The 26,065-nt window shown below is 50.6% G+C and carries 16 protein-coding genes and 2 tRNA genes; 10 read left to right on the top strand and 8 right to left on the bottom strand.

The annotated features are described in order from the left end of the window. Positions 1 to 187: 187 nt before the first annotated feature. From lon to Q7T66_RS11100, 5 genes are all read left to right on the top strand, one after another. Positions 188 to 2,602 carry an endopeptidase La gene (gene lon, locus Q7T66_RS11120; protein WP_304933401.1) on the top strand — a complete coding sequence of 805 codons (2,415 nt, stop codon included), beginning with the start codon at positions 188 to 190 and terminating at the stop codon, positions 2,600 to 2,602. A 245-nt stretch (positions 2,603 to 2,847) separates the two neighbouring features. After that, entirely contained in the window at positions 2,848 to 3,120 is a 273-nt protein-coding gene (locus Q7T66_RS11115) for an HU family DNA-binding protein (RefSeq protein WP_112992545.1), read from the top strand. Positions 3,121 to 3,259: 139 nt separating this feature from the next. After that, positions 3,260 to 3,335, top strand: a tRNA-Val gene (locus Q7T66_RS11110). A gap of 35 nt (positions 3,336 to 3,370) precedes the next feature. After that, positions 3,371 to 3,447, top strand: a tRNA-Asp gene (locus Q7T66_RS11105). A gap of 75 nt (positions 3,448 to 3,522) precedes the next feature. After that, on the top strand, positions 3,523 to 5,436 hold the full coding sequence (locus tag Q7T66_RS11100; protein ID WP_304933400.1) for a SurA N-terminal domain-containing protein: 1,914 nt from the start codon (positions 3,523 to 3,525) through the stop codon (positions 5,434 to 5,436). A gap of 52 nt (positions 5,437 to 5,488) precedes the next feature. Here Q7T66_RS11100 and Q7T66_RS11095 read toward each other — a convergent pair whose 3' ends face one another. After that, positions 5,489 to 6,139, bottom strand: a complete 651-nt coding sequence (locus Q7T66_RS11095) for an arylesterase (protein WP_304933399.1) — start codon at positions 6,137 to 6,139, stop codon at positions 5,489 to 5,491. 28 nt (positions 6,140 to 6,167) lie between these two features. Between Q7T66_RS11095 and Q7T66_RS11090 the strand changes: the two genes are divergently transcribed. Then, positions 6,168 to 6,851: an ABC transporter ATP-binding protein gene (locus tag Q7T66_RS11090; RefSeq protein WP_304933398.1), complete on the top strand. Its 684-nt coding sequence runs from the start codon at positions 6,168 to 6,170 to the stop codon at positions 6,849 to 6,851. 13 nt (positions 6,852 to 6,864) lie between these two features. On the opposite strand, the gene Q7T66_RS11085 is transcribed toward Q7T66_RS11090, so the two are convergent. The 3 genes from Q7T66_RS11085 to Q7T66_RS11075 form a co-directional block, all read right to left on the bottom strand. Continuing rightward, positions 6,865 to 8,397 carry an NAD(P)H-hydrate dehydratase gene (locus tag Q7T66_RS11085; protein WP_304933397.1) on the bottom strand — a complete coding sequence of 511 codons (1,533 nt, stop codon included), beginning with the start codon at positions 8,395 to 8,397 and terminating at the stop codon, positions 6,865 to 6,867. A 132-nt stretch (positions 8,398 to 8,529) separates the two neighbouring features. Next, positions 8,530 to 9,774, bottom strand: a complete 1,245-nt coding sequence (locus Q7T66_RS11080; protein WP_304933396.1) for a D-amino acid dehydrogenase — start codon at positions 9,772 to 9,774, stop codon at positions 8,530 to 8,532. Positions 9,775 to 10,000: 226 nt separating this feature from the next. Next, positions 10,001 to 10,150, bottom strand: a complete 150-nt coding sequence (locus Q7T66_RS11075) for a lmo0937 family membrane protein (RefSeq protein WP_112992551.1) — start codon at positions 10,148 to 10,150, stop codon at positions 10,001 to 10,003. A gap of 375 nt (positions 10,151 to 10,525) precedes the next feature. Between Q7T66_RS11075 and Q7T66_RS11070 the strand changes: the two genes are divergently transcribed. The 3 genes from Q7T66_RS11070 to purL all read left to right on the top strand — a co-directional run bounded on the left by Q7T66_RS11070 (position 10,526) and on the right by purL (position 16,521). After that, a complete protein-coding gene (locus tag Q7T66_RS11070) occupies positions 10,526 to 11,707 on the top strand; it encodes an AI-2E family transporter (RefSeq protein WP_304933395.1) in 1,182 nt (393 codons plus the stop codon). Between the two features lie 162 nt (positions 11,708 to 11,869). Further along, the gene (locus Q7T66_RS11065) at positions 11,870 to 12,274 is read left to right on the top strand and encodes a DoxX family protein (protein ID WP_304933394.1); all 405 of its coding nucleotides are present in this window, start codon (positions 11,870 to 11,872) and stop codon (positions 12,272 to 12,274) included. A 236-nt stretch (positions 12,275 to 12,510) separates the two neighbouring features. Beyond that, positions 12,511 to 16,521, top strand: a complete 4,011-nt coding sequence (purL, locus tag Q7T66_RS11060) for a phosphoribosylformylglycinamidine synthase (protein WP_304933393.1) — start codon at positions 12,511 to 12,513, stop codon at positions 16,519 to 16,521. Between the two features lie 301 nt (positions 16,522 to 16,822). Here the strand turns inward: purL and nadB are convergent, their stop codons facing one another. Then, entirely contained in the window at positions 16,823 to 18,424 is a 1,602-nt protein-coding gene (gene nadB / locus Q7T66_RS11055) for an L-aspartate oxidase (RefSeq protein ID WP_304933392.1), read from the bottom strand. A 292-nt stretch (positions 18,425 to 18,716) separates the two neighbouring features. Between nadB and Q7T66_RS11050 the strand changes: the two genes are divergently transcribed. Further along, the gene (locus tag Q7T66_RS11050; protein ID WP_304933391.1) at positions 18,717 to 20,036 is read left to right on the top strand and encodes a dicarboxylate/amino acid:cation symporter; all 1,320 of its coding nucleotides are present in this window, start codon (positions 18,717 to 18,719) and stop codon (positions 20,034 to 20,036) included. A 170-nt stretch (positions 20,037 to 20,206) separates the two neighbouring features. Here the strand turns inward: Q7T66_RS11050 and Q7T66_RS11045 are convergent, their stop codons facing one another. The 3 genes from Q7T66_RS11045 to Q7T66_RS11035 form a co-directional block, all read right to left on the bottom strand. Continuing rightward, on the bottom strand, positions 20,207 to 22,852 hold the full coding sequence (locus Q7T66_RS11045) for a bifunctional diguanylate cyclase/phosphodiesterase (protein ID WP_304933390.1): 2,646 nt from the start codon (positions 22,850 to 22,852) through the stop codon (positions 20,207 to 20,209). Further along, positions 22,852 to 24,072 (bottom strand): formate-dependent phosphoribosylglycinamide formyltransferase, encoded by a 1,221-nt coding sequence (gene purT, locus Q7T66_RS11040; RefSeq protein WP_304933389.1) that lies wholly within the window; start codon positions 24,070 to 24,072, stop codon positions 22,852 to 22,854. The genes Q7T66_RS11045 and purT overlap by 1 nt, the downstream gene beginning before the upstream one ends. Before the next feature lie 221 nt (positions 24,073 to 24,293). Then, on the bottom strand, positions 24,294 to 25,955 hold the full coding sequence (locus tag Q7T66_RS11035; RefSeq protein WP_304933388.1) for an MFS transporter: 1,662 nt from the start codon (positions 25,953 to 25,955) through the stop codon (positions 24,294 to 24,296). Positions 25,956 to 26,065: the final 110 nt, after the last annotated feature.

The following is a 26,065-nucleotide window of genomic DNA, read 5'->3' as shown; positions in this document are numbered from 1 at the left end:
GTTTTTCATTTAAAACGCAGTACAATAAAGTCAGCAGAGATCATTCAGGCTTACATCGTAAAGCCACTTCGAAGACAACTTCGCGGGTGGCTTTTTTTGTTTTTCAGGCTGATTTTTGTTGCTGTCCGGGCTTGTGTTTTGGCCGTTAGCGCCAACATCATTAACACGTTTATCGATAAGGCTCGCCATGACGACTACTATTTCCACTGAACAAACCCAACTGCCGCTGTTGCCATTGCGTGATGTTGTCGTATTCCCGCATATGGTGATCCCATTGTTCGTCGGTCGTCCAAAATCCATCAAGGCGCTTGAAGCCGCGATGGAGCAAGGCAAGAGCATCATGCTTGCTGCGCAAAAAGCCGCCGCCAAGGACGAACCGTCAGCCGACGATATTTACGAAATCGGCTGCGTCGCCAACATTCTGCAAATGCTGAAGCTGCCCGATGGTACCGTCAAGGTGCTGGTCGAAGGTGCACAGCGCGCGCGTATTCATCACATCAGCGAACTCGACACGCACTTCGTGGCCGATTTGACGCCGATTGAATCTGAAGCCGGCGATGAATCTGAAGTCGAAGCGATGCGTCGCGCGATCGTTCAGCAGTTCGACCAATACGTCAAACTGAACAAAAAAATTCCACCAGAAATTCTGACCTCATTGGCAGGGATTGATGATGCCGGTCGTCTGGCCGACACCATTGCTGCACATTTGCCGCTGAAGCTGGAACAGAAACAAGTCATTCTGGAAATTTTCAACGTCGCCAAACGTTACGAACATCTGCTCGGACAACTGGAAGGCGAGCTCGACATTCTGCAAGTCGAGAAGCGTATTCGCGGCCGCGTTAAACGCCAGATGGAAAAATCGCAGCGCGAATACTATTTGAACGAGCAGGTCAAAGCGATTCAAAAAGAATTGGGCGAAGGCGAAGAGGGCGCGGATCTCGAAGAACTCGAGAAAAAAGTGTTGCTTGCCAAGATGCCGAAAGAGGCGCTTGCCAAAGCACAAAATGAACTGAAAAAACTGAAACTGATGTCGCCGATGTCAGCCGAAGCAACCGTCGTGCGTAACTACATCGATACCCTGGTTGGTTTGCCTTGGAAGAAAAAATCCAAAGTGAACAACGATCTGAGCAATGCTGAAAAAGTATTGGAAGACGATCACTACGGTCTAGACAAGGTTAAAGAACGCATTCTGGAATACCTCGCCGTGCAACAACGCGTCGACAAATTGAAAGCGCCGATCCTGTGCTTCGTCGGTCCTCCAGGTGTGGGTAAAACTTCGCTCGGTCAATCGATTGCACGTGCGACGAATCGCAAGTTCATTCGTATGGCACTCGGTGGCGTACGTGATGAAGCAGAGATTCGCGGTCATCGTCGTACCTATATCGGTTCGATGCCAGGCAAGATTTTGCAAAGTATGGCCAAGGCCGGTGTGCGCAATCCATTGTTCCTACTGGATGAAATCGACAAGATGGGTGCCGACTTCCGTGGCGATCCATCGTCAGCTTTGCTGGAGGTGCTGGATCCTGAACAGAACCACACGTTCTCCGATCACTACATCGAAGTCGATTTCGATTTGTCGGATGTGATGTTTGTTGCGACTTCAAACTCGTACAACATCCCGCCTGCATTGCTGGATCGTATGGAAGTGATTCGTCTGTCGGGTTACACCGAAGATGAAAAAACTAGCATCGCGCAGCGTTACTTGTTGCCAAAGCAGATCAAGAACAATGGTCTGAAAGAAGGCGAAATCAGTGTGGCGGAATCAGCGATTCGCGACATCATTCGTTATTACACACGCGAAGCTGGCGTGCGTTCACTGGAACGTGAAATTTCGAAAATCTGCCGCAAGGTCGTAAAAATGCTGCTGCTTAAAAAGCAGGAGAAAAAAGTTGCGGTTACTTCGAAAAATATCGACAAGTTCCTCGGCGTGCGTCAATTCGATTTCGGCGTAGCTGAAAAAGAAAATCAAATCGGCCAAGTCGTCGGTTTGGCATGGACAGAAGTTGGCGGCGATTTGCTGACCATCGAATCCATGGCAATGCCAGGCAAGGGCGGTATCATCCGCACCGGTACTTTGGGCGATGTGATGAAGGAATCGATCGAAGCGGCACGCACCGTTGTGCGCAGCCGTGCGCGAAAACTCGGTATCAAAGCCGATATTTTCGAGAAGAGCGATATCCATATTCACGTTCCTGAAGGCGCTACACCGAAAGATGGTCCGTCGGCTGGTGTGGCGATGACATTGGCGATGGTGTCAGTGTTCACGGGAATTTCAGTTCGTGCTGACGTTGCGATGACGGGTGAAATTACCTTGCGTGGTGAAGTCTTGCCGATTGGTGGCTTGAAGGAAAAACTGCTGGCAGCACATCGCGGCGGAATTAAAACTGTTTTGATTCCTGAACAAAACGTAAAGGATCTGGCTGAGATTCCTGACAATGTGAAAAACAAACTTGAAATCGTTCCGGTTCGCTGGATCGACAAAGTGCTTGAGATCGCATTGGAACGTGCACCTGTGCCATTGACCGATGAAGAGGCTGCAGTGGTTGAAGCAGCACTTGCCAAACCAGCGACACCAAGTGACTCTGGTGTTGTAAAGCACTAAGTTGCTTGCATTTAAAAAAGCGCTCTTCGGAGCGCTTTTTTTTGCAATCAAACTATTGTGCTGCAGATGCACATCGAAATAGCGCATCAAATGTTAATTTTCAGAGGGAAAACCACGGCAAAGCGCTTGACACAAGGCTTTGCGGCTTGTTTAATACCTGCTGCAGATTTTTCTGCTACCGCATGTCGTTTTGCTCATCTCTGCAAGAGCGATATTGCGGCATTAACCTTTGTGAGGGGACGTAAGTGAATAAAACAGAATTGATTGAACACATCGCCGGTTCCGCCGACATTTCCAAAGCTGCTGCAACGCGCGCACTGGATGCTGTTATCGACGCAGTTAAAACCACATTGAAAAAAAGTGGCACAGTTACTTTGGTTGGTTTCGGTACATTCTCAGTTGGCAAACGTGCAGCACGTACAGGCCGTAACCCACGTACCGGTGAAGCGATCAAAATCAAGGCTGCTAAAGTACCTAAGTTCAAACCAGGTAAAGCTCTGAAAGACGCAGTTAACTAAGTAAATACCTGATGCAATTTGTTCGCGTAAAAGCGTAGTGCAAATTGCGTCAAGATGTTGTAAAATAATTCCTTTGCGGCGTGGTGACAACGCTGTATGTTTGGCTGAATTAAGCAAGTGCGAGCAGTATGCGCAATTTGGGTGCTTAGCTCAGTTGGTAGAGCGGCGCCCTTACAAGGCGTAGGTCGGCGGTTCGACCCCGTCAGCACCCACCATCAGTCAAACTCGCAAATAATCATCAAGTAGTTTAGGAGTGGTAGTTCAGCTGGTTAGAATACCGGCCTGTCACGCCGGGGGTCGCGGGTTCGAGTCCCGTCCACTCCGCCAAAAAAGCAAAAAAGGCGAACGAGAGTTCGCCTTTTTTCATATGCGACGTATTAATTTGTTTGTGATTGGTTAGCCATGTTTGAATTTATCCGCACCCATCGACGCCTGATGCAGTTTTTGTTACTGCTGATTATTCTGCCTTCGTTCGCTTTCGTCGGACTGGAAAGTTATACTAGTATGGGCGACGCTTCAAATACAGTTGCTAAGGTTGGCGGTCAAACGATTACGCAACCTGAATGGGATGCGGCACAACGCGAACAGATGGAACGTTTCCGTCAAATGTTTGGCGAACAATTCGACGCCAAAATGTTTGATACGCCTGAAGCCAAACAAGAAGTCTTGAACAATTTGATCGCGCAACGCGTGTTGGCAGAAGAAGCCAAACGCAGCAAGCTTTCAATATCAGATCAATCCTTGCAGCAAACCATTATCAATATGGGTGGGTTGACGACTGCAGATGGCAAGTTTGATGTTGAGCGTTATAAAACTATCCTTGCCGCGCAAGGTATGAGTCCAACCACTTACGAAGCGCGCCTGCGTCAAGAGCTGACGTCGCAGCAAGTGAATGCTGCAATTCAAAGCACGGCATTTGCACCAGACTCACTGGCTAAACGTTTGTCCGAATTGGGCGAGCAAGAACGTGAAGTACAGCAATTGGCGTTCCGCGCATCGGATTATGTTTCGCAAGTCAAAGTCACTGATGACATGCTCAAATCGTATTACGATAAGAGCAACCAGTTCAATATACCTGAGCAAGTCAAAGCCGAATATGTCGTGCTGACTGCAGATACACTCGCATCACAAATCAATGTAAGCGATGCCGACATCAAATCGTATTACGAGCAAAACTCAAAACAATATGGCACGGAAGAACAACGTCGTGCCAGCCACATTCTGATTGGCGTCAACAAGGATGCACCGGATGCTGACAAAGCTGCAGCTAAAGCGAAAGCTGAAAAGTTGCTGGCAAGCCTGCGCAAGAATCCTGCGGAATTTGCCAAGCTCGCAAAAGAAAATTCAGTTGATACCGGTTCTGCAGAGCGCGGTGGTGATCTTGGATTTTTTGGCAAAGGAACGATGGTTAAACCGTTTGAAGATGCGGCCTACAAATTGAAACAGGATGAAGTAAGCGACCTGGTGCAATCTGATTATGGTTTCCACATCATCAAAGTCACGGCGATCAAACCAGCAGCGATCAAGCCGCTGGAGCAAGTCAAAAACGAAATTGCCAGCGACATCAGAAAGCAATTGGTCGTCAAAAAATATACTGAAACTGCTGACGTGTTTAACAACACTGTGTACGAGCAGGCAGATAGTTTGAAAGCGGTTGCAGACAAACTGAAATTGAAAATTGAAACGACCGGTACTTTGACGCGTCAGGTGAATCCTGCTGTTGCGCCTACCGCTCCTTACAACAATCAAAAATTCCTGACGGCTTTGTTCTCGGACGAATCTCTGAAAAACAAACGCAATACAGAAGCAGTTGAAGTTGCACCGAATACCTTGATCGCAGGTCGTGTCATTGAATACAAGCCAGCGACCAAGCGTCCTTTCGATGAAGTTAAAGCCCAAGTACAAGAACGTGTGATTCAAACAGAAGCGCATGCATTGGCGAAAAAAGCTGGCGAAGCGAAACTGGCAGCATTGAAAGAAAAAGACGATGCAAGTGGTTTCTCAGCTACTCAGGTTGTTTCACGTGCTAAAAGCCAGGGCCTGAATCCAGCCGCATTTTTGGCTGTGATGAAAGCTGACACCAGCAAGTTGCCATCGTATGTTGGTTTGGAAGCGCCGCAAGGTTACGCTGTTCTGCGTGTGATTCGTGTGGTGCAACCTACAAATGTAGACACCGCAAAGCGTCAGGCTGAACATCAGCAAATCGCCGCCGCACTGGCACAGCAAGAAACACATGCGTATATCGAAGCATTGAAGAAAAAAGCTAAAGTCGAAATCAAGAAACCAGCTGTTGAGAAATCAGACACTGCTGAATAATTGATCAGACGTTTTAAAAATAAAAAAAACCGCTAGTTATTAGCGGCTTTTTTTATTTGGAACTGGTAATCAAGGGTTTAAGTTGTGGCCAGATATTGTTGAGTATTGTGGGATGAGCCTCTGCGCTTGGATGTATGCGATCGGCTTGAAACAGTTCAGGCTTTTCTGCAACGCCTTGCAGCATGAATGGCACTAGCGATGATTTGGTTTCTTTCGCCAACTTCGGGAAAAGCGCAGCAAACTGTTTGGTGTAATCGCCACCGTAGTTAGGCGGTATTTGCATACCGACCAATAAAACTTTTGCTTTTATCTCTTTGGCACTGTTGATCATGCTGCGCAAATTGTCTTGCGTCGCAGACAGTGACAAGCCGCGTAGTGCATCGTTGGCTCCGAGTTCGATCACGACGATTGCTGGCTGGTGTTTGGCGAGTAGCGCTGGCAGACGTCCCTTGCCACCGCTGGTGGTTTCGCCGCTGATACTGGCATTGACGATGGGCGCGGTGATCTTTTCAGCTTCCAGTTTTTTCTGCAGCAGATTAACCCAACCTTCACCGCGTACCAAACCATATTCTGCGGACAGGCTGTCGCCGAGCACGAGTATGGTTTTTGATGCAGAATAAGCGCTCGTTCCGAATGACATTAAAGCGACCAGCATCACTGCACGCAATGGCGTTTTTAATATCGTTTTTACTCTATTTCCCATCTGATACGAAAACCTGAAATCAATCCGCATGCCTGAATCCTCTACTGTTTATCCTGCAATTGAAACAATCAATCTGACTAAACGCGTGGCCGATGCAACGGGTGAACTGACCATCCTGCAAGCGGTTGATTTTACCGTGCAAGCGGGAGATACGCTGGCCATCGTCGGCGCCTCCGGTTCGGGCAAGTCCACCTTGCTTGGTTTGCTGGCCGGCTTGGATACGCCATCCGACGGCACGGTCAAGCTGGATAACGTGGATATCTTTGCGTTGGATGAAGATGGCCGCGCCGGTTTGCGTAAAGAAAAACTTGGTTTTGTCTTCCAGTCCTTTCAATTGCTCGGACATTTGAACGCTGTTGAAAATGTCATGTTGCCGCTCGAGTTACGTAACGACAGCAAGGCAAGAGAAAAAGCCGAAGCGATGTTGGCACGAGTAGGTTTGTCGAGTCGACTTAAACATTATCCAAAGTATCTTTCGGGTGGCGAGCAGCAACGTGTGGCGCTCGCACGTGCCTTCGTCAGCGAACCACCGTTACTGTTTGCGGATGAGCCTACCGGTAGTCTCGATGCGGCGACTGGCGCATCGGTGATCAATTTGATGTTTGAGTTGAACCAGGAACGCAAATCGACTTTGGTCTTGGTGACGCATGATCCATCGATTGCGGCGCTGTGCAAACGAACGATCACCATTTCCGCGGGCCGGCTGGTATAAGGCGTGCTCGCGGCTATCGTTGCTGCAATAAATTTTGCTCTGACACCAGTTGATTCAAGGCGGCACGTATTTCTGGAATCAATTCACTGGCAGTAAGCCCAATCGGGCCTATGCCGTTTGCGACCAGATTGTCGGCAGCCTTGCCATGCAACCAAACTGCGGCAAGCGCCGCTTCCCACACTGGCCAGTTCTGCGCCAGCAGTGCACCACATAATCCTGATAAGACATCCCCAGCACCTGCAGTCGCGAGAGCTGGATTGCCGGTCGTATTGATCACAGCTTTGCCGTCCGGTGCAGCAATAACTGAGCCTGAACCTTTCAGTATTGTTGTTGCATTGAATTTTTTTGCAAGAGCGCGTGCCGCTGCCAAACGATCAGCTTGGATCTGTTGCGTCGTTAGGCCAAGCAGGCGAGCTGCTTCCAATGGATGTGGTGTTATTAACGTTGGCGCTTTACGCGCAAAGAGTTTTTGCTGCAAACCTGCTTCGACGGCAATGAGATTCAACGCATCTGCATCCAGCACTAAAGGCGTATGCGCAGCCAACGCCTTGGCCAGAAAGTCATGCGCATCGCGCGACATGCCCAATCCTGGCCCAGCCACGATGGTGGCGCTATTGAAGTTGAAGTCGGCAGCCTGACGACACATCAGTTCGGGTTGGGCGCTGTCATAGCTCAAGGACTCTGCACTGCATGCAAGGAAAACGCGGCCAGCGCCGGATTTGGCTGCGGTTCTGGCGGCAAGCACTGCTGCACCGACCATACCGTGCGCGCCGCCGAGTATTGCGACATCGCCGTAACTACCTTTGTGTGAATTGTGTCGTCGCAAGTGCAGCGCGTTTGCAAACAACTCAATGTGATTCAAGTTTGAAGACGACGTTGGAAATAAATCGGCATTGAGATCCAAATCACTCACATGCACTACGCCCGCATAATCTCGGCCTTCGCAGGTATGCAAGCCCGCTTTGTCGCCGATGAAGGTGACGGTGTATGTCGCTCGAATGGCAATGCCTTTGTCATCGACATCGGCGCTAACAATCACACCAGTATCGGCATCTAATCCACTTGGTACATCAAGCGCTAAAACTGGGCAGTGAAGAGCGTTGATCTGTTCGATCAACAGGGATATTTCACGCGTAATTGCGCGTGTTAATCCGATGCCGAATAAGCCATCGATGACCAATGCCCAATGGTTTTGCACTGCAACGTTGTCGCCGATGAAGTGCGCTGGACTAGCTTGAGCGCGCGCCCATGCCTGTTGCGCATCTGCTGGCAAGCGTGTTGGATCACAGGAAAAATGGATGCTTACATCCCAACCGCAATGCGCCAGTTGGCTGGCTGCTTCCAATGCATCGCCGCCATTATTGCCGGGACCGACTAGAACCAGTATTGCAGCATTGGGCGCATGCGCTGCCAATAACTGCTGCGCACAATCAGCCGCCGCAGTTCCTGCGCGTTGCATCAAGGTGTAAGAGGGGAGTGTGGCGAACGCAGTTTGTTCGATCTGGCGAATTTCTGCGACGGTATAAAGTGCGAAGCTACTTGGCATCGGATGGCGCGATCAGGAAAACAAGTGAAAGCAGGGTGCAATCACAGATTAACTTGATTCTATTCCATTCGCCTCCGGCGGCCATCGCTGTACTGCAAGAGATACTAAAAGATCAGCGGCAGTAAGTCGCGATCAGCTAAAGCGCGTTGCAGTCAAACCATCGAGATCGATATCCGTCGCGCGACCAGAAACGATATCAGCCAGCACTTTGCCTGAACCTGCCGCCATCGCCCAACCGGTAGAGCCGTGACCGAGATTGACATAGACATTTCTCACCGACGTTGCCCCCAGCAGTGGCGGACCGTCCGGCATCATCAAACTGCTACCCGACCAGAACGATGCGGTATTGTAATTGCACGCATCCGGAAACCAGTCGTAGCCAACTTTCAACAAAGTATTCAACGCAGACTGACGCAGTTCTGATGAGCGTGCGCCAAATTCTGCGGTGCCGGCAAGACGAATGCGATTGCCCATGCGCGTGATCGCAACCTTGTACGCTTCATCGACGACTGAAGCGATCGGTGCGGATTCAAAGTTGCGGATAGTCGCCGTAGCGGAATAGCTTTTGACCGGATAAACCGGCAGGTTCAGTCCCATACGTGCCAGTAACTTGGCACTGTCGGCGCCGCTGGCAAGCACGATTTTGTCTGCAGAAAAACTGTAGTCATCAATCCGGATATCAACGCCACGTGCAATCTGGCGTATCGATTTAACGTCACAACCGAAATGAAATTCCACGCCCATCGCTTGCGCAAGTTGCCGAATCTGACGCGTGAATAGAGGGCAGTTGCCGGATTCATCTGCTGGCAAATGCAAACTACCAGCCAGCGGCGTATTGGTATTCAGTGCCGGTTCGATCGCATGCAATGCATCTGCATCTGGCAAGTCGTGTCGAATACCTTGCGCTGCCAAAAAGTCGAAACCAGGTTTTGCGAGTTGCAGGTCACGTTCTGAACGAAACAACTGAAGGTAACCAGCGGCTTGTTCGTAATCCAGCTGATGACGGTCGCGCAGCTGCTGCATGATGTCGCTGCTGTAAAAAGCAATCCGTTGCATGCGTTCGCGATTGACTTGATAGCGCGCCAGGTCGGATTCCTTCACCCAGCGTCGCACCCAGCTCCACAGTGCAGGGTCGAGTGCGCGATTGAAGAATAAAGGCGATTCTGCTTTGAACAGATGAGAGAAGAAGGCTTTTGGAACGCCGGGAGCGGCCCAAGGTGCGATGCTGGAAGGAGCAAGGATGCCGGAGTCGCCAAAGCTGGCTTCTTCCGCCACATTATTGCGACGTTCGATGACCACGACTTCATGTCCTGCTTCAGCTAAAAAATAGGCAGTACAGACACCAATCACACCTGCACCAACAACTGCTACTTGCATTACTTCTACCCTTCTTGGAATTAGCGTGCAATGTTACCAAGCCGGTGTGTAAATACGCCAGCACAACGAAGGTAAAACGCTAATAAGTTGACTGAAATGCGATAGCTTGTGGCTGCGTTATGAAAAAGTTTGCAAATTTAATGTCGATTCGCCAATAAAAAACCGCGCCAGACGGCGCGGTTTCTCAAAAAAGCCAGCCAATATCGGGCTAGCTTTCAAGCGATTATCACAAGGGCTTACGGCCGCTAATGATACGCAACAGGACGATCACGATAGCGATTACCAACAGAATATGGATGAAACCGCCAATGGTATAAGAGCTGACCAGACCGACCAGCCACAGGATTACGAGTACGACTGCAATGGTATAGAGCATGGCAATTTCCTTTCGAGTTATGGTTAATTTTGGAATGCTTGCTTACGGCACCGTTAAGCTCCCATTTTTATCGCCGGCAAACTAGGCCGGGATCGTTTGGATACAACGATAAAAATGGCGATCGCAGCAATCCAACAGATTTGCAATCAGCTTTACGTCAAGTGTATCTCTGCTCTCAAAACCCGATCTGTACGTTAGCGCACATAAAAACACCAATAGGAATTGTCGTCTGAATTACGATGATTTATAGACATGCATATGGGACAATCGCTTCACTTTAATTTCCTTGCAATCAGCTGTTTCAAAGACTGTAACGAGAGGCGACCAGCGATATCGATGTCGCCATCTAACAGTCAATTTTTCAGGCACACAATCATGAATAATAAAAAAACAGATAAAGAAGATGACTTGAGTGCGTCGGATGAACTTACCGTTGATGTCAGTGCTTCCGGCACTGGCGAAACGGCGCGCATCCATATTCCAGTAAATGCTCGCGGTGTCGCGCTGACGATTATGGCGACTGTGACGTTTGTCTTCGCACTATCAGCCGCGCATAAATTTTTCATCCCACTGATATTCGGCATCTTCATTGCCTATACCTTGAACCCTTTGGTGGTTCGCTTGGAGCGTGTGCGTATTCCGCGCCTAGTCGGGACCATATTGGTGATTACGGCGATATTAAGTAGTGCATTGTGGACGGCGAATAATCTGCGGGATGAATTCAACTCCATCCTGATCAGTTTGCCGACTGCGACGCAAAAATTGTCGCGCTCCATCAAGCAATTACAGCGCGACCAGACCAGCACGATTCAGCAAATGCAGGTTGCTGCCTCCGAAATTGAAAAAGCGACCAATCAGGCGACCGGTGCCAGACCGATAGTCAAAAGTACCAGCGGCGATCAGTCGGTGTTTAATTTAAGCCAGTGGTTATTGTCGGGCTCGGTGGGGATTGTAGCTTTCGCCAGCCAGGCACTGATGGTGATTTTTCTGGTGTTTTTCTTTTTGCTATCCGGCGACATGTTCAAGCGCAAGCTGGTAAGAATCAGCGGCCATTCACTTTCATCCCGCAAGATCACCGTACATATTCTGGATGCGATCAATACGTCCATCCAGAATTACATGTTGATGTTATTGATCACCAATGTGATTTTCGGTTTGATGATGTGGATCGCCTTACGTTGGATCGGACTTGAGAATGCTGGCGCTTGGGCGGTTGCTGCTGGCTTCCTGCACATCATTCCTTATTTCGGTCCCTTGCTGATTGTTGCGGCTACCAGCGTCTCGGCTTTCATGCAATTTGGCACCTTCGCGTCCGTGTTGGCCGTTACCGGCGCGACGCTTGCGGTCGCCACCATCGTCGGGACTTTTGTGACCACCTGGATGACAGGCCGCATTGCACGCATGAATACCGTGGCGGTATTTGTGTCGCTATTGTTCTGGACTTGGCTGTGGGGTGTGTGGGGCATGCTGCTCGGGATTCCCATCATCGTGATCATCAAAGTGATTTCGGAGCACATAGATGGCTGGCAGGTTATTGCTGAATTATTGGGCGAGTAGGATAGGGCAAACAGGCCGCGCTGCTGATTACTTGGTTTTTACGGTACAGGCCATTCCCGCTTTTTGCCAGCGGGCGTATTATGTGTCTGGCAATAAAGTGGGTTGGTATATTTTCTTGCTACCCGACTATCTATCAAACACAAATACTCAAGGATGAACACTATGCAAAATACTGACGACTTCGGCAAGTTGCTGTTGCGGCTAGTGCTGGGAATTTTGATCCTGTTGCACGGCGTGGCTAAGATCATGGCTGGTCCGGCTTTTATCATCAGCTCAGTGACGGCGGCCGGATTACCGGCGCAACTGGCTTATCTGGTCTACGTAGGCGAGGTGCTGGCGCCTATCCTTTTAATCGTTGGTATTTGGTCGCGGCCTGCGGCGTTGGTCATTGCCGGCAATATGGCGTTTGCGATTTTCCTGGTCCATATGAAACAACTGGCCTCGCTGAATGATCAAGGCGGCTGGGCGCTGGAACTGCAAGGCATGTTCCTGGTGACCGCGCTGGCGCTGGTTTTCCTGGGGGCGGGTCGCTTCAGCGTCGGTGGCCGTGGCGGCAAGTGGAATTGATGGCGAGCTAGCCTGAGCATCATCCAGTAGCAGCTTTATCTACGTGGTATCAATTAAGGGACGCATGAAAATGCGTCCCTTCTGCATTTCTGGCGTAGCCATCCTTGCCATTCAGGCAGTTTTTAGGCGCTTAGCGGGCAGTTAAAACCTGCTCTGTCGCTGTATAATCACGCTTTCTGAACTCGCAGGACGGCAGCCGATTTACTCTGCTTTTCTGCATCAACTACCTTCTCGCCATGCTGATTTTGCCAGGTTCCAACGCCCTGTCTGCTTTTCGTACCGAACGCCTCTTACTGCAACTGCAAGAAATCGATCATGCGATCGTCAGCGTCACCGGACGTTTTTTGCATTTTATCGATTCCGCTGCGCCTATCGCGCCTGACGATGTCAAACGTCTGGATGGATTGCTGACGTACGGCGAACCGTTTGACGGCAAGATCGAAGGCGATGAATTTGTCGTCATTCCACGCTTCGGCACGATTTCCCCATGGGCCAGCAAGGCGACCGATATTGCGCACAATTGCGGCATGACGGACATTCGTCGTATCGAACGCGGCATCTTGTATGTCGTGCACCTGAAATCAGGTTTGCTGGGCGGCGCGAGAAAATTATCCGACGAAGGCATCGCAGCAGTCCAGGCCTTACTGCACGATCGCATGACAGAAATGGTCTTGCGCAGCCAAGAAGCCGCTGCAGGTTTATTTGGCGAACTCGAAGCCAAGCCTTTGGCATTCATCGATATCACGCAAGGCGGAAAAGCGGCATTGGTGAGCGCCAATAGGGAGCTCGGCCTCGCCTTGTCTGACGATGAAATCGATTATTTGCTGGCAGCGTTCACCACAGCCAAACGCAATCCGACCGACGTCGAATTGATGATGTTTGCGCAAGCGAACAGCGAACATTGCCGCCATAAAATTTTCAACGCTGATTGGACTATCGACGGCGTAAAGCAGGATATATCCCTGTTTGGCATGATCAAAAATACGCATCAACTGGCACCGCGCGGTACCGTGGTTGCGTATAGCGATAACTCATCGGTGATTGAAGGCGCAACGGTTTCGCGATTCTATCCACGTGGCGCAGCGAACGGCAATGTGTATCAATCGTCGGAAGAGTTGACGCACATTTTGATGAAGGTTGAAACGCATAATCACCCAACCGCGATTTCGCCATTCCCTGGCGCGTCGACTGGTGCTGGTGGTGAAATTCGTGATGAAGGCGCAACTGGCCGTGGTGCGAAACCGAAAGCTGGCTTGGGTGGATTTACCGTTTCCAATTTGATGTTGCCGGATGCCGTGCAGCATTGGGAAAACGATCACGATGTCACCATCGCGGTAACCGACAAAACTAAATCCAACGTGTACGGCAAACCTGATCGCATCGCCTCAGCTTTGCAAATCATGATTGACGGCCCAATCGGCGCAGCGTCTTTCAATAATGAATTCGGTCGTCCAAATCTCGGTGGGTATTTCCGGACCTACGAGCAAAACGTCGCTGGCGCAGTCAACGGTTATCACAAGCCGATCATGATCGCCGGCGGTATCGGCAGTATCTCTGCCAAGCACACCAAAAAGAATGATCTGCCAGTCGGTAGTTTGTTGATCCAGCTCGGTGGCCCGGGTATGCGCATCGGCATGGGCGGCAGCGCTGCATCGTCGATGGCGACTGGCGCGAACACTGCTGATCTGGATTTTGATTCGGTACAACGCGGCAATCCAGAAATGGAACGTCGTGCGCAAGAAGTCATCAATGCATGCTGGGCGATGCAAGATGACAATCCGATTTTGTCTATACATGACGTAGGCGCAGGCGGCTTGTCGAACGCCTTCCCGGAAATTACCAACGATGCCAAACGCGGCGCGATCTTTGATTTGCGCGCAGTGCCGCTCGAAGAAAGTGGCATGGCACCGAAGGAAATCTGGAGCAACGAATCGCAAGAGCGTTATGTCCTGGCGATCGCGCCGGACAGCCTGCCTCAATTCGAATACCTGTGCAAACGCGAGCGCTGCCTGTTTGCTGTAGTAGGCACTGCGACCGAAGAGCGTCAACTGAAGGTCATCGATCCGCAACACGGCAATGAACCTGTCGATATGCCGATGGACGTCTTGCTCGGCAAACCGCCGAAAATGCACAGAGACGTCAGCCACGTTAAACAAACATTGCCTGCGGTCGATGTCACCGGCATCGATTTGCTGGAAGCATCGATACGTGTCTTGCGCCTGCCTACCGTTGCAGATAAATCCTTCCTGATCACGATCGGTGATCGTACAGTCGGCGGCACCACAGTGCGCGATCAAATGGTCGGTCCGTGGCAAGTGCCGGTTGCAGATTGCGCCGTCACAGCGATGAGTTTTGAAGGCTACCTTGGTGAAGCAATGGCGATGGGTGAACGCACGCCGCTGGCCGTGATCAATGCAGCTGCCTCCGGCCGTATGGCCGTGGGCGAAGCGCTGACCAATATTGCAGCTGCACCGATTGCCGATATCTCGGATATCAAATTGTCGGCGAACTGGATGGCTGCTTGCGGTCAGCCGGGCCAAGACGCTGCGCTGTTCGATACCGTTAAAGCAGTTGGTATGGAATTGTGCCCAGCATTGGGCATCAGCATCCCGGTTGGTAAAGATTCCCTGTCCATGCGTACAACTTGGCAGGACGACGGCGTGGACAAGTCGGTTATCTCGCCGGTCTCTCTGATCGTTTCGGCTTTCGCACCGGTCTACGACATTCGCAAATCGCTGACGCCGCAACTGCGCACCGATGCTGGCGACACAGTACTGATCGCGATCGATTTGGGTCGCGGCAAAAATCGTTTGGGTGCGTCTTGCTTTGCGCAAGTCATGCAGCAAATCGGTAACGAAACACCGGACGTCGATAGCGCAGAGGATCTGAAAGGATTCTTCAACGCGATCCAGCGTTTGAATAAAGAGCAAAAACTGCTGGCGTATCACGATAGATCCGATGGTGGTTTGTTTGCGACCTTGTGTGAAATGGCTTTTGCCGGTCACAGCGGTTTGTCGGTCAACCTCGATATTCTGACGCTGGAAGGCGAACACGCCAGCGATGGCGGCGATGCGAAAAACTGGACCAGCCAGATTGCAGAACGCCGCAACGACATGACTTTGCGCGCTTTGTTCAATGAAGAACTGGGCGCTGTGATTCAAGTACGTGCTGCTGAAAAATCAGATGTCATGAATGTGCTGCGTGAATATAATCTGGGCGCATGCAGTCACATCGTCGGCAAGTTGAGCGACGACGACATGATCGAATTCACACGTGACGCGAAAGTTATTTATAGCCAGTCGCGCATCGATTTGCATCGCTTCTGGAGTGAAACCAGCTGGCGCATTGCGCGTCTGCGTGACAATCCGGATTGCGCCGATGCCGAGTACGATTGCATTCTCGATAAACTCGATCCAGGCATTACACCAGTCGTCACTTTCGATCCACAGGAAGATATCGCTGCACCATTCATCTCCAAAGGCGCGCGTCCGCGCGTAGCGATCTTGCGCGAGCAGGGCGTCAACTCGCAAGTTGAAACCGCATATGTGATGCACAAGTCGGGCTTCGAAGCAGTCGACGTCCATATGAGCGATTTGATCACCGGTCGCGCTTCGCTGAGCGACTTCAAAGGCTTGATCGCAGTCGGCGGCTTCTCGTACGGCGACGTATTGGGCGCAGGCGAGGGCTGGGCAAAAACGATCCTGTTCAATATGCAATTGGCAGAAGAGTTCGCCACTTACTTTGATCGTGCTGATACGTTTGCTTTGGGTATTTGCAACGGCTGCCAGATGATGAGTAATCTGAAATCGATTATTCCTGGTGCACAAGCTTGGCCCAAGTTCACACGTAACAAGGCAGAACAATTCCAGGCGCGTTTCTCGATGGTCGAGGTGGCCGATTCTCCATCGATCTTCTTCAATGACATGGCGGGTACTCAAGCGCCGATAGCGATTGCACATGGTGAAGGTTATGCCGACTTCTCGCTGACCGGTGACATCGACAAGGCGATCGTAGCGATGCGCTTTATTGATAACAAAGGTCATGCAAGCGAAACCTATCCGTACAACCCGAATGGCTCGCCAGAAGGTATTACATCGGTGACTACGCCGGATGGTCGCTTTACGGTCTTGATGCCACATGCAGAACGCGTGTTCCGCAGCGTGCAGCAGTCCTATCATCCAGATTCGTGGGGCGAGGATTCGCCTTGGATGCGGATGTTCAGGAATGCACGTAAGTGGGTGGGTTGATTTGGTAGTTTGCAGCTTGCGTTAGTAGCGTTGCTAATTAAAAATGCCGTTCGGTTTATGACTGGGCGGCATTTTTTATTGTGCGATTTGTCATTCGTGGGGAGCGAGCCTAAAGAACTATTGTTACTGATGCTTTTCTCTCTTGTGGTTAGTTGCCGGGCCACCTCTGGCAACTGAACGACTACGAAGAAATATAAACATCAACAACAGCAACCTAAAATAAGCATCCAACAATTAAAAAGCCGCTAATTTCGCAATCGGCGGCTTTTTAATGGCTAAGAACTAGCTGAGAATCGTCTACCTATTTCCGATCAGGTTGCAAAACACTAGGCAAGGCCTTCGGCAAAGTCTCAGGATAATCCCGGCTGAAATGCAAGCCACGACTTTCACGGCGCGATAGCGCGCTATTAACAATCAGCGATGCGACTTCAACCAGATTACGCAGCTCTAGCAAGTCCGGCGTAATGCGGAAGTTGGCGTAGTACTCGTCGATTTCTTCTTTAAGCAAGCGAATACGATGCTGCGCGCGTTCCAGGCGTTTGGTGGTGCGCACGATGCCGACGTAATTCCACATGAAGCGACGCAGTTCTTCCCAGTTGTTGGCGATGATGACTTCTTCATCGGCATCGGTGACGCGGCTTTCGTCCCAAGCCGGCAGAGTGACGGCTTTTTGTTTTGGTTGTTCTTCGATGTATTTTGCAGCTGCGCGGCCGAGTACCAGACATTCAAGCAATGAGTTGCTGGCTAGGCGATTCGCGCCGTGCAAACCGGTGCAGGTTGTCTCGCCAACGGCATATAAGCCGGGTAGGTCGGTGCGGCCGGCCAGATCGGTGATGATGCCGCCGCAGGTGTAATGCGCTGCTGGTACGACCGGGATTGGTTCTTTCGTGATGTCGATGCCGAACTGCAGGCAACGCTCCATGATGTTCGGGAAATGTTCTTTCAGGAATTCAGTCGATTTGTGGCTGATGTCCAGATTGACGTAATCGACACCGTGCTTTTTCATTTCTGCATCAATGGCACGCGCGACGATGTCGCGTGGTGCGAGTTCGGCGCGTTCGTCATACGCAGGCATGAAACGTTTGCCTGAATTTTTGCCGGAATTTGGCGGTAATCTCAGTTCGCCACCTTCGCCACGAACAGCTTCGGTGATCAGATACGATTTTGCGTATGGGTGATACAAGCAGGTTGGGTGGAACTGGATGAATTCCATATTCGCGATACGGCATCCTGCGCGCCATGCCATTGCAATACCGTCGCCGGTCGCGGTGTCGGGATTGGTCGTGTACAGATAAACTTTGCCAGCGCCGCCCGTCGCGAGGACTGTGTGTTCCGCTGAAATCGTCAGGACTTTGCCGCTTTTTACGTCTTGTACATACAAACCAAGACAACGCGGGCCGTGTTTTTTGCGTTCCAGGTTTTCCGAAGAGATGACGTCGATGGCGTAGTGATGCTCCATCAAGGTGATGTTCGGATGATTGCGGACTTTTTCTTCCAGCGTAACTTGTACCGCGTGGCCGGTTGCATCCGCTGCGTGGATGATGCGACGTTGGCTGTGACCGCCTTCACGCGTCAGATGGAAACCGAGTTCTGCGGTCGAGTCGGGCGTGAATGGCACGCCTTGCTTGATCAGCCATGCGATTGCTTCCGGGCCGTGTTCGACGATGTAGCGAGTAGCGGCTTCATCACATAAACCGCCGCCAGCCACCAAGGTGTCGGCTACATGTTCGTCATAGCTATCGTGCGAATCGAGCACGGCAGCGATGCCGCCTTGGGCCCAGCTACTGGCGCCATCAAGCAGCGAACGTTTGGAAATAACTGCGACCTTGCGGGTTTCGGCCAGATGGAGTGCGACGGAGAGGCCGGCTAGTCCACTGCCGACAATTGCGACATCAAATTTCATAGAGTTTCGTATTAAAGAAAAAGTTTGCCCATGACTATATTCGATTTAGCGGCAAGCTGCGCAATTTGCACAAGGAAAACGGGCCTTTTACAGCAGAAGGCATGAGAAAAACGTTAAGAATAGTTGAATTTTCAGCTGTCGCAAAACATGATTTTTAGCTTGTGTATCGCTCTGAAAAAAGGTCTAGCATACGAGGATTATAGGCACGTAAAGGTCGCATTTAAAGGCTGCCTATCAACAAAGGGATGTCTGCCTGGACAGCTGACGATCCTGTTAATTAAAGAGTAGAAAAATGCATAAGCAGCCATTTTATAAATCCTTGTACGTACAAGTTATTTTCGCCATCGTTGTCGGGGTATTGCTCGGTAATTTTTACCCGGAAAGCGGCACCGCAATGAAGCCGCTCGGCGACGGCTTTATCAAACTGATAAAAATGATTATCGCACCGGTGATTTTTTGTACGGTCGTGATCGGTATTGCCGGCATGGAAGACATGAAAAAAGTCGGCAAGACGGGCGGTCTCGCGCTACTTTATTTTGAAATCATGAGTACGCTAGCCTTGTTAGTCGGCCTGATCATCGTCAACGTCTTGAAGCCGGGCGTGGGGATGAACGTCGATGTCAATACACTTGATATTGCCAGCATTGCCAGCTATACAGCCCCAGGCAAACTGGAAACCGTCACTGACTTTTTGCTACACATTATTCCGGTCAGCATGGTCGATGCATTTGCCAAGGGCGATGTGTTGCAAGTGTTATTGGTGTCTGTCTTGTTTGGCTTTGCGCTGCATAAATTCGGCGGGCGCGGCACGATGATATTTGATTTCATCGAAAAAATTTCGCACGTTCTGTTTGCGATCGTCGGCTTCATCATGAAGGCTGCACCTATAGGCGCATTCGGTGCGATGGCATTCACCATCGGCAAGTACGGCATCAGTTCCTTGCTGTCGCTGGGCAAGATGATGGGTGCGTTCTATCTGACCTGTCTGTTCTTCATCTTCGTGATACTGGGTATCGTCACGCGTCTGCATGGCTTCAGCATCTGGAAGTTCGTTAAGTACATCAAGGAAGAATTGCTGATCGTGCTTGGTACCTCTTCATCGGAATCCGTTTTGCCACGCATGATCGCCAAGATGGAAAATCTGGGCGCTAAGAAGTCAGTCGTTGGCCTTGTGATTCCAACTGGTTATTCCTTCAACCTCGATGGCACAGCAATTTATCTAACGATGGCTGCCGTGTTTATCGCGCAGGCAACCAACACGCCTATGAGCTTGATGCAGCAAGTTACTCTGCTCGGGGTTCTGCTGCTGACCTCCAAGGGCGCTGCGGGGATTACTGGTAGTGGCTTCATCGTATTGGCGGCAACTTTATCGGCCGTTGGTCACGTGCCGGTTGCAGGGCTTGCATTGATATTGGGGATAGATAGATTCATGTCAGAAGCACGCGCGTTGACCAATACCATCGGCAACGGCGTTGCTACTTTGGTAGTTGCGAAGTGGGTCAATGAACTGGATATGGATGTCTTGCAGGCGCAGTTGAATAACGAAACTGCGGTAGCTGCAAGCGAGCCGGAGAAGATACTTGATCTGACGAATACCAAGCTGGATGTTTGATTAGTACGAGTGGCACTTAGGGATGGAAATTCATCTTTAAGCGCCGCTTTTTTTGCTTAACGTTTTACAAGATTTGCATTACAAACTTCGTATTAGAAATTTCGCATTACAATTTCATCTCGCAGACTTCGTATTGCAGCTTCGTATTCATATCTTGAATGCACTAAAGATCAGTCTAGCGGGAAGCGGTGAGAAGAACAGATCAGCGTTTCTGCTTCTTCGGCTGACAGCGGTGGCGAGAACAAAAAGCCTTGTCCCAGATTGCACCCCAATTTTTTCAATTCACGAATATGGCCTGGCGTCTCTACGCCTTCGGCTATGGTTTGCAGATTCAGCGTTTGTGCCAGCGCCATCACTAGACGAATAATTTCTCTATCGCTTTGTTTGGTATCCAGCCCATGCACAAAGGCCTTGTCGATTTTCAATATGTCGATCGGTAACTTCTGCAGATAAGCCAGCGAAGAGTAGCCCGTACCAAAATCATCTAGTGCCAAACGCAAGCCGAGTTTTTTCAGCAGCGATAGATTCTCTATCGTTTGCAAAGGATTCGCCATGGCAGACGTTTCGGTCAGCTCAAGTTCTATCGTGCGCGGAATCACGCCGCTGCTATTAAGAATGTCGCGTACTTGAGTGAAGAAAGAAGTGTGCAGCAATTGCCGCATCGAGACATTCACTGCAAGGGTGATGTCACCCATCGCAGGATAACTAGCCTGCCACGTTGCGAGTTGTTTGCAAGCTTGCTCCATCGCCCACATGCCGATAGGCACGACCATGCCTGAGGTTTCGGCAATCGGGATGAACTCGTTAGGCGAGATTACGCCGTACTCAGGACTGTTCCAGCGCAGCAGTAATTCAAATCCCTTGACGCTGCCATCAGCCAGCGAGACCTTCGGTTGATAGGCGACCGATAGCTCATTACGTTCCAGCGCAAAACGCAAAGCCACATCCATACGCGCATGTTTGGCAGATTTGCTTTGTAATGCTGCATCGTAAATTTCTGCGCGATTGCGACCGCGTTCTTTGGCTTGATACATTGCTGCATCTGCGTCACGTATCAAGTCAGCAGGCACGACATGATCAGGGCTCAACTGCGCAATGCCGATACTGGTTTGAATCTTGACCGCGATATTGTCGAAGATCAGTTGTTCGGAAACAGCACGCGTGATGGCGTTGGCCTTGACGCTGGCTTCGGCCAGAGATGAGTTGGTCAGGATGACGAATTCATTGCCGCCAAAACGTGCAACGAAATCGGTGGCCGGCAAGACACTCATGATGCGCTTGCTGATTTCAATCAGACATTGATCGCCGAAGTCGTGGCCATGCGTGTCGTTGACGCTCTTGAAGAAATCCAGATCGCAGAACAGCATGGTCAGACTGGATTGTCGTTGGCGACTGACTTCCATTGCCGCAGCAAGCGTGTTGACCAGATAGCGACGATTCGGCAAATCGGTCAGCATGTCATGCATTGCCTGATATTCGATTTGCGTTTCAGTAGTCTTGCGTTTGGTGATGTCGCGAGTAACGCCGAGGATACCGATTATTTCGCCCTTGGCATCGCGTAAAGGATATTTGCTGGTGTGGAACCACAGATGCATATCGCTATGCCAGAAGCCTGGCATTTCCATATCCTGCAATGGCACACCGGTTTGCATAACTTGCAAATCTTGCTGCTGAAGGTCGTCAGCGATTTGCTGGGGACTGAATTCGTCATTGGCATTCGCCATTTTCAGACAGATATCGTAGACAGTTTTGCCGCGCAATTCATCTTCGCTAGCGTAGCCAAAATGCTTTTGAAAAACCTGATTGCTGATGGTGAAATGACCATCTCTATCCTTCACGTAAATCATCGATGGATTGAGATCAAGCACTGCGCGTAGCATGGCGGTTTCTTCCTGCAACTTCAGCTCAACGTCTTTGCGCAGCGTAATGTCTTCCAGGCTGAATATGAGTCCGTTGATGGCTGAATCGTGCAGCATGTTATAGCCGCGCGTTTCCAGCCAGACCCAATGACCATCTTTATGCTGAGTGCGATGGCGCGAGAATATCGTGCTGTGTGGCGTGTCACGCAAATGGCGCAGTTTTTTCTTGTGTTCTTCTTCATCGTCCGGATGCAGTACTGCTTGCAAACCATCACGGATGATTTCTTCCTGATCGTAGCCTATGACTTCCTGCAGTGCAGGATTGGCAAACTTGATTTGATAATCGGCGTCGGTGATGATGAAGATGTGGCGAGTTACGCGTGCAATCGCATTGAAGCGGCGCTCGTTGGTGCGTGCCTGACTCAAGGCAGCGCGATTGATGTCCAGTGTTTTTGCGAGTACCAAGGCGAGCCAGCCTATGCAGATAGTCGCAAATAGTTCGGGCAACCAGTCACCTATCGTGACGCCCAGATGCACGTTGATACGGTAACCGATAAAAGCCAGGACTGCAATCACGACCATCGCAATGCGATTGCGCAAAACCAAGGGAAAAACGCCAGCAATCGCAATCAACCACGGCATAGGTAAAGCCGGCATTGCAGCATTTTGTGTAGAGAGCGTTGCGATGGCGAAGGTGGCAACCGTCACTTCACACAGCAGGAATTTTTCATCCAGCAGAATTGCTGTACGCAGCCAAAAGTAACGTATGAAGGCGAGCGAGAGTAGTGCGGTGAGAAGTACTGCGGCCAGCATGCCACTCTGTGATAAAGACAGATGCTTGGCGTAAATCAGCAGGACAACATGGAACACCAAGGTGGCATACAACAGCAGGGATGCGGTACGAAAAATATCGCTCCCTGCGAATACGTTGATGGCACGCAGGCGTGTTTCCTTCATTAGTTTGGCACTACCGGTTTGATCTTCGCTGCGGCAGCTTTGGCATTGGTACGCGCCGTCTCTACATCTGCTGCGCCAGCCAGCGCTACACCCATGCGACGGCGTGCAAACGATTCAGGTTTGCCAAACAGGCGCACGTCGGTGCCGGGTATGCATAGCGCTTCTGCCACGTCTTCGAAAGCGACAACCTTGGCATCGTGCTGACCGTAAATGACCGCTGAAGCAGCCGGCGTTTTCATCGCTACATTGATGGGTAAGCCGAGGATGGCTTTGGCGTGTAATTCGAATTCACTTTGTTCCTGGCTGGCCATGGTGACCATGCCGGTGTCATGCGGACGCGGGCTGACTTCCGAGAACCAAACCATATCGTGCTTGACGAATAGTTCGACACCGAATAGGCCCAAGCCACCGAGATTGTCGGTAACTTTCTTTGCGATGTCGTGGGCTTTTTGCAATGCGCCTGGATGCATGACTTGCGGCTGCCATGATTCGACATAATCGCCATTGACTTGTACGTGGCCGATAGGCTCGCAGAAATGCGTATGAACTTCGCCATCGGCACCGATTGCACGCACTGTCAGCAAGGTGATTTCATAATCGAAATCGATGAAGCCTTCGACGATTAAGCGTCCTGAGTCGACGCGGCCACCGGATGCAGCGCAATCCCACGCTGCCTCCACATCATCAATGCTGTTCAGTTTGGACTGACCTTTGCCGGACGAAGACATCACCGGTTTGACGACGCAAGGGAAGCCGATTTCTGCTGCGCCGGCTTTGAGTTCTTTCAAGCTGTCGGCGAAGCGATAGGGCGAGGTGGCGACACCGAGTTCTTCAGCGGCCAGACGACGTATGCCTTCTCTGTCCATCGTGAGCCATGCAGCGCGTGCGGTGGGGATCACGCGGACGATGCCGGCATTTTCCATTTCCATTAAAGCAGTGGTCGCGATGGCTTCGATTTCCGGCACGATCAAATCCGGTTTTTCTTGATTGATCAATTCTGCGAGAGCAACGCCGTCTGTCATATCAATCACGAAAGAACGATGCGCGACTTGATGGCCGGGCGCATTGGCGTAACGGTCTACTGCAATCACTTCAACGCCCAAACGTTGCAGAGAAATAATGACTTCTTTGCCGAGTTCGCCAGAGCCGAGCAACATGACTTTGGTGGCGGTGGAAGATAAGGGCGTGCCGATGCGAGGAGTTTTATTGCTTTTAATCATGACGGGATTCTGTGAACGTGAAGGGCGTTCTGATTGTTTTTGAGAAGGTCTTTATTGGCATACAGACAATAACAAATCTTGATCAGTTTGGACAGGGCAAATTACATACTAGCTGCGTTTTTTAAGAGTAAATAACGCTAATCGACTGATCAAAAAAAAACTGCCAGAAATTATCTGGCAGTTCTTTATTCGAGAATTTCTCGAACGAAATACTTATGCGTTTAGTCGTTTGCGTAGATATCGTTGTCTTTGGTTTCTCTAACGAAAAGCATACCGACGACAAAGGTGATCAACGCGATGATGATTGGATACCAGAGGCCGTAGTAAATATCGCCTTTGAATGCAACCAGAGCAAACGCTGTGGTTGGCAGCAAGCCGCCGAACCAGCCGTTACCGATGTGGTATGGCAAGGACATTGATGTGTAACGAATGCGGGTTGGGAACATTTCCACCAGCATCGCTGCGATCGGGCCATACACCATGGTGACGTAAATCACGAGGATGAACAGCAACAGCAAGGTCATAGGGTAATTGATTTGCGAAGAATCAGCCTTGGTTGGATAACCGGCAGCCTTGATCGCATCAGCCAACTCTTTCGAGAAAGCTTTACCTTTTGCATCAGCGTCTGCTTTCGACAAGCCGTTCGCGTCGTAAGACGTGATCACTGTGTCGCCAACTTTAACCGTTGCAACTGTCCCTGCTGGTGCATCTACGTTCGAGTAAGCAACCGAAGCTGCAGCCAGTTTGCCCTTCACGATGTCGCATGACGAAGTGAATTTTTTGGTGCCGGTTGGGTTGAACTGGAATTGGCAAGTTGCAGGATCAGCTGTCACGACCACTGGTGCATTTTTCAATGCTGCTTCCAGTGCTGGATTGGCATAGTGTGTCAAGCCGCTGAAGATAGGGAAGTAAGTCAGCGCTGCGATCAGGCAACCAGCCATGATGATAGGTTTGCGGCCGATTTTGTCGGACAGCGAACCAAAGATCACGAAGAACGGTGTTGCCAGCAACAAGGATGCTGCGATCAGGATGTTGGCGGTTGGGCCATCGACCTTCAGCGTTTGCGTCAGGAAGAACAATGCGTAGAACTGACCTGTGTACCAAACGACCGCTTGACCAGCTGTCAAACCAACCAGCGCCAGAATAACGATCTTCAAGTTTTTCCATTGGCCGAATGCTTCGGTCAAAGGTGCTTTAGAAGTTTTGCCTTCTGCTTTCATTTTCAGGAAGGCAGGTGATTCAGCCATGGACAAACGAATCCAGACCGAAATGCCCAGCATGAAAATCGACAGCAAGAACGGAATGCGCCAGCCCCAATCAGCAAATGCTTCTTCGCCGATTGCAGTACGTGTACCCAGAATCACCAGCAGCGACATGAACAGACCCATGGTTGCTGTGGTTTGAATCCACGATGTGAACGCGCCGCGCTTGTCGTGCGGTGCATGTTCAGCGACGTAAGTTGCTGCGCCACCGTATTCGCCACCCAGAGCCAGACCTTGCAAAATACGCAGGATGATCAGGATGATAGGAGCAGCAATACCGATCGAGTTGTAATTAGGCAGCAGACCAACGATAAACGTGGATGCGCCCATGATCACGATGGTGACGAGGAAAGTGTATTTGCGACCAATCATATCGCCCAGACGACCGAAGACGATCGCGCCGAACGGTCGCACGATAAAGCCGGCCGCGAAGGCGAGCAGTGCGAAAATGAAAGCGGTGTTTGGATCGGTGCCAGCAAAGAACTGCTTGGCGATAATGGCAGCTAACGAACCGTACAGGTAAAAGTCATACCATTCAAATACGGTCCCCAGGGAAGAAGCGAAAATAACTTTCCGTTCTTCTGGAGTGATGCTGCGACCGGCTGTAGATACTGTGGCCATGCTCGTCTCCTTAAAATTATTAATAGAATGCAGTGGCACATTCCTTGTATTGGCTAAGCGTCCCGAGTGTGCGACCCAAACCTTACGCGATGCTTGCGCAAGCTTACATA

Source organism: Herminiimonas sp., from assembly GCF_030655415.1.
The sequence above is the reverse complement of the archived record's forward strand: the minus strand, read 5'-3'. Positions and strand labels throughout refer to the sequence as shown.

What these genes read in the sequence shown, in the direction of transcription:
- lon (WP_304933401.1), top strand. Translation starts at nt 188, where the DNA reads ATGACGACTACTATTTCCACTGAACAAACCCAACTGCCGCTGTTGCCA.
- Q7T66_RS11100 (WP_304933400.1), top strand. Translation starts at nt 3,523, where the DNA reads ATGTTTGAATTTATCCGCACCCATCGACGCCTGATGCAGTTTTTGTTA.
- Q7T66_RS11095 (WP_304933399.1), bottom strand. Translation starts at nt 6,139, where the DNA reads ATGGGAAATAGAGTAAAAACGATATTAAAAACGCCATTGCGTGCAGTG.
- Q7T66_RS11090 (WP_304933398.1), top strand. Translation starts at nt 6,168, where the DNA reads ATGCCTGAATCCTCTACTGTTTATCCTGCAATTGAAACAATCAATCTG.
- Q7T66_RS11085 (WP_304933397.1), bottom strand. Translation starts at nt 8,397, where the DNA reads ATGCCAAGTAGCTTCGCACTTTATACCGTCGCAGAAATTCGCCAGATC.
- Q7T66_RS11080 (WP_304933396.1), bottom strand. Translation starts at nt 9,774, where the DNA reads ATGCAAGTAGCAGTTGTTGGTGCAGGTGTGATTGGTGTCTGTACTGCC.
- Q7T66_RS11075 (WP_112992551.1), bottom strand. Translation starts at nt 10,150, where the DNA reads ATGCTCTATACCATTGCAGTCGTACTCGTAATCCTGTGGCTGGTCGGT.
- Q7T66_RS11070 (WP_304933395.1), top strand. Translation starts at nt 10,526, where the DNA reads ATGAATAATAAAAAAACAGATAAAGAAGATGACTTGAGTGCGTCGGAT.
- Q7T66_RS11065 (WP_304933394.1), top strand. Translation starts at nt 11,870, where the DNA reads ATGCAAAATACTGACGACTTCGGCAAGTTGCTGTTGCGGCTAGTGCTG.
- purL (WP_304933393.1), top strand. Translation starts at nt 12,511, where the DNA reads ATGCTGATTTTGCCAGGTTCCAACGCCCTGTCTGCTTTTCGTACCGAA.
- nadB (WP_304933392.1), bottom strand. Translation starts at nt 18,424, where the DNA reads ATGAAATTTGATGTCGCAATTGTCGGCAGTGGACTAGCCGGCCTCTCC.
- Q7T66_RS11050 (WP_304933391.1), top strand. Translation starts at nt 18,717, where the DNA reads ATGCATAAGCAGCCATTTTATAAATCCTTGTACGTACAAGTTATTTTC.
- Q7T66_RS11045 (WP_304933390.1), bottom strand. Translation starts at nt 22,852, where the DNA reads ATGAAGGAAACACGCCTGCGTGCCATCAACGTATTCGCAGGGAGCGAT.
- purT (WP_304933389.1), bottom strand. Translation starts at nt 24,072, where the DNA reads ATGATTAAAAGCAATAAAACTCCTCGCATCGGCACGCCCTTATCTTCC.
- Q7T66_RS11035 (WP_304933388.1), bottom strand. Translation starts at nt 25,955, where the DNA reads ATGGCCACAGTATCTACAGCCGGTCGCAGCATCACTCCAGAAGAACGG.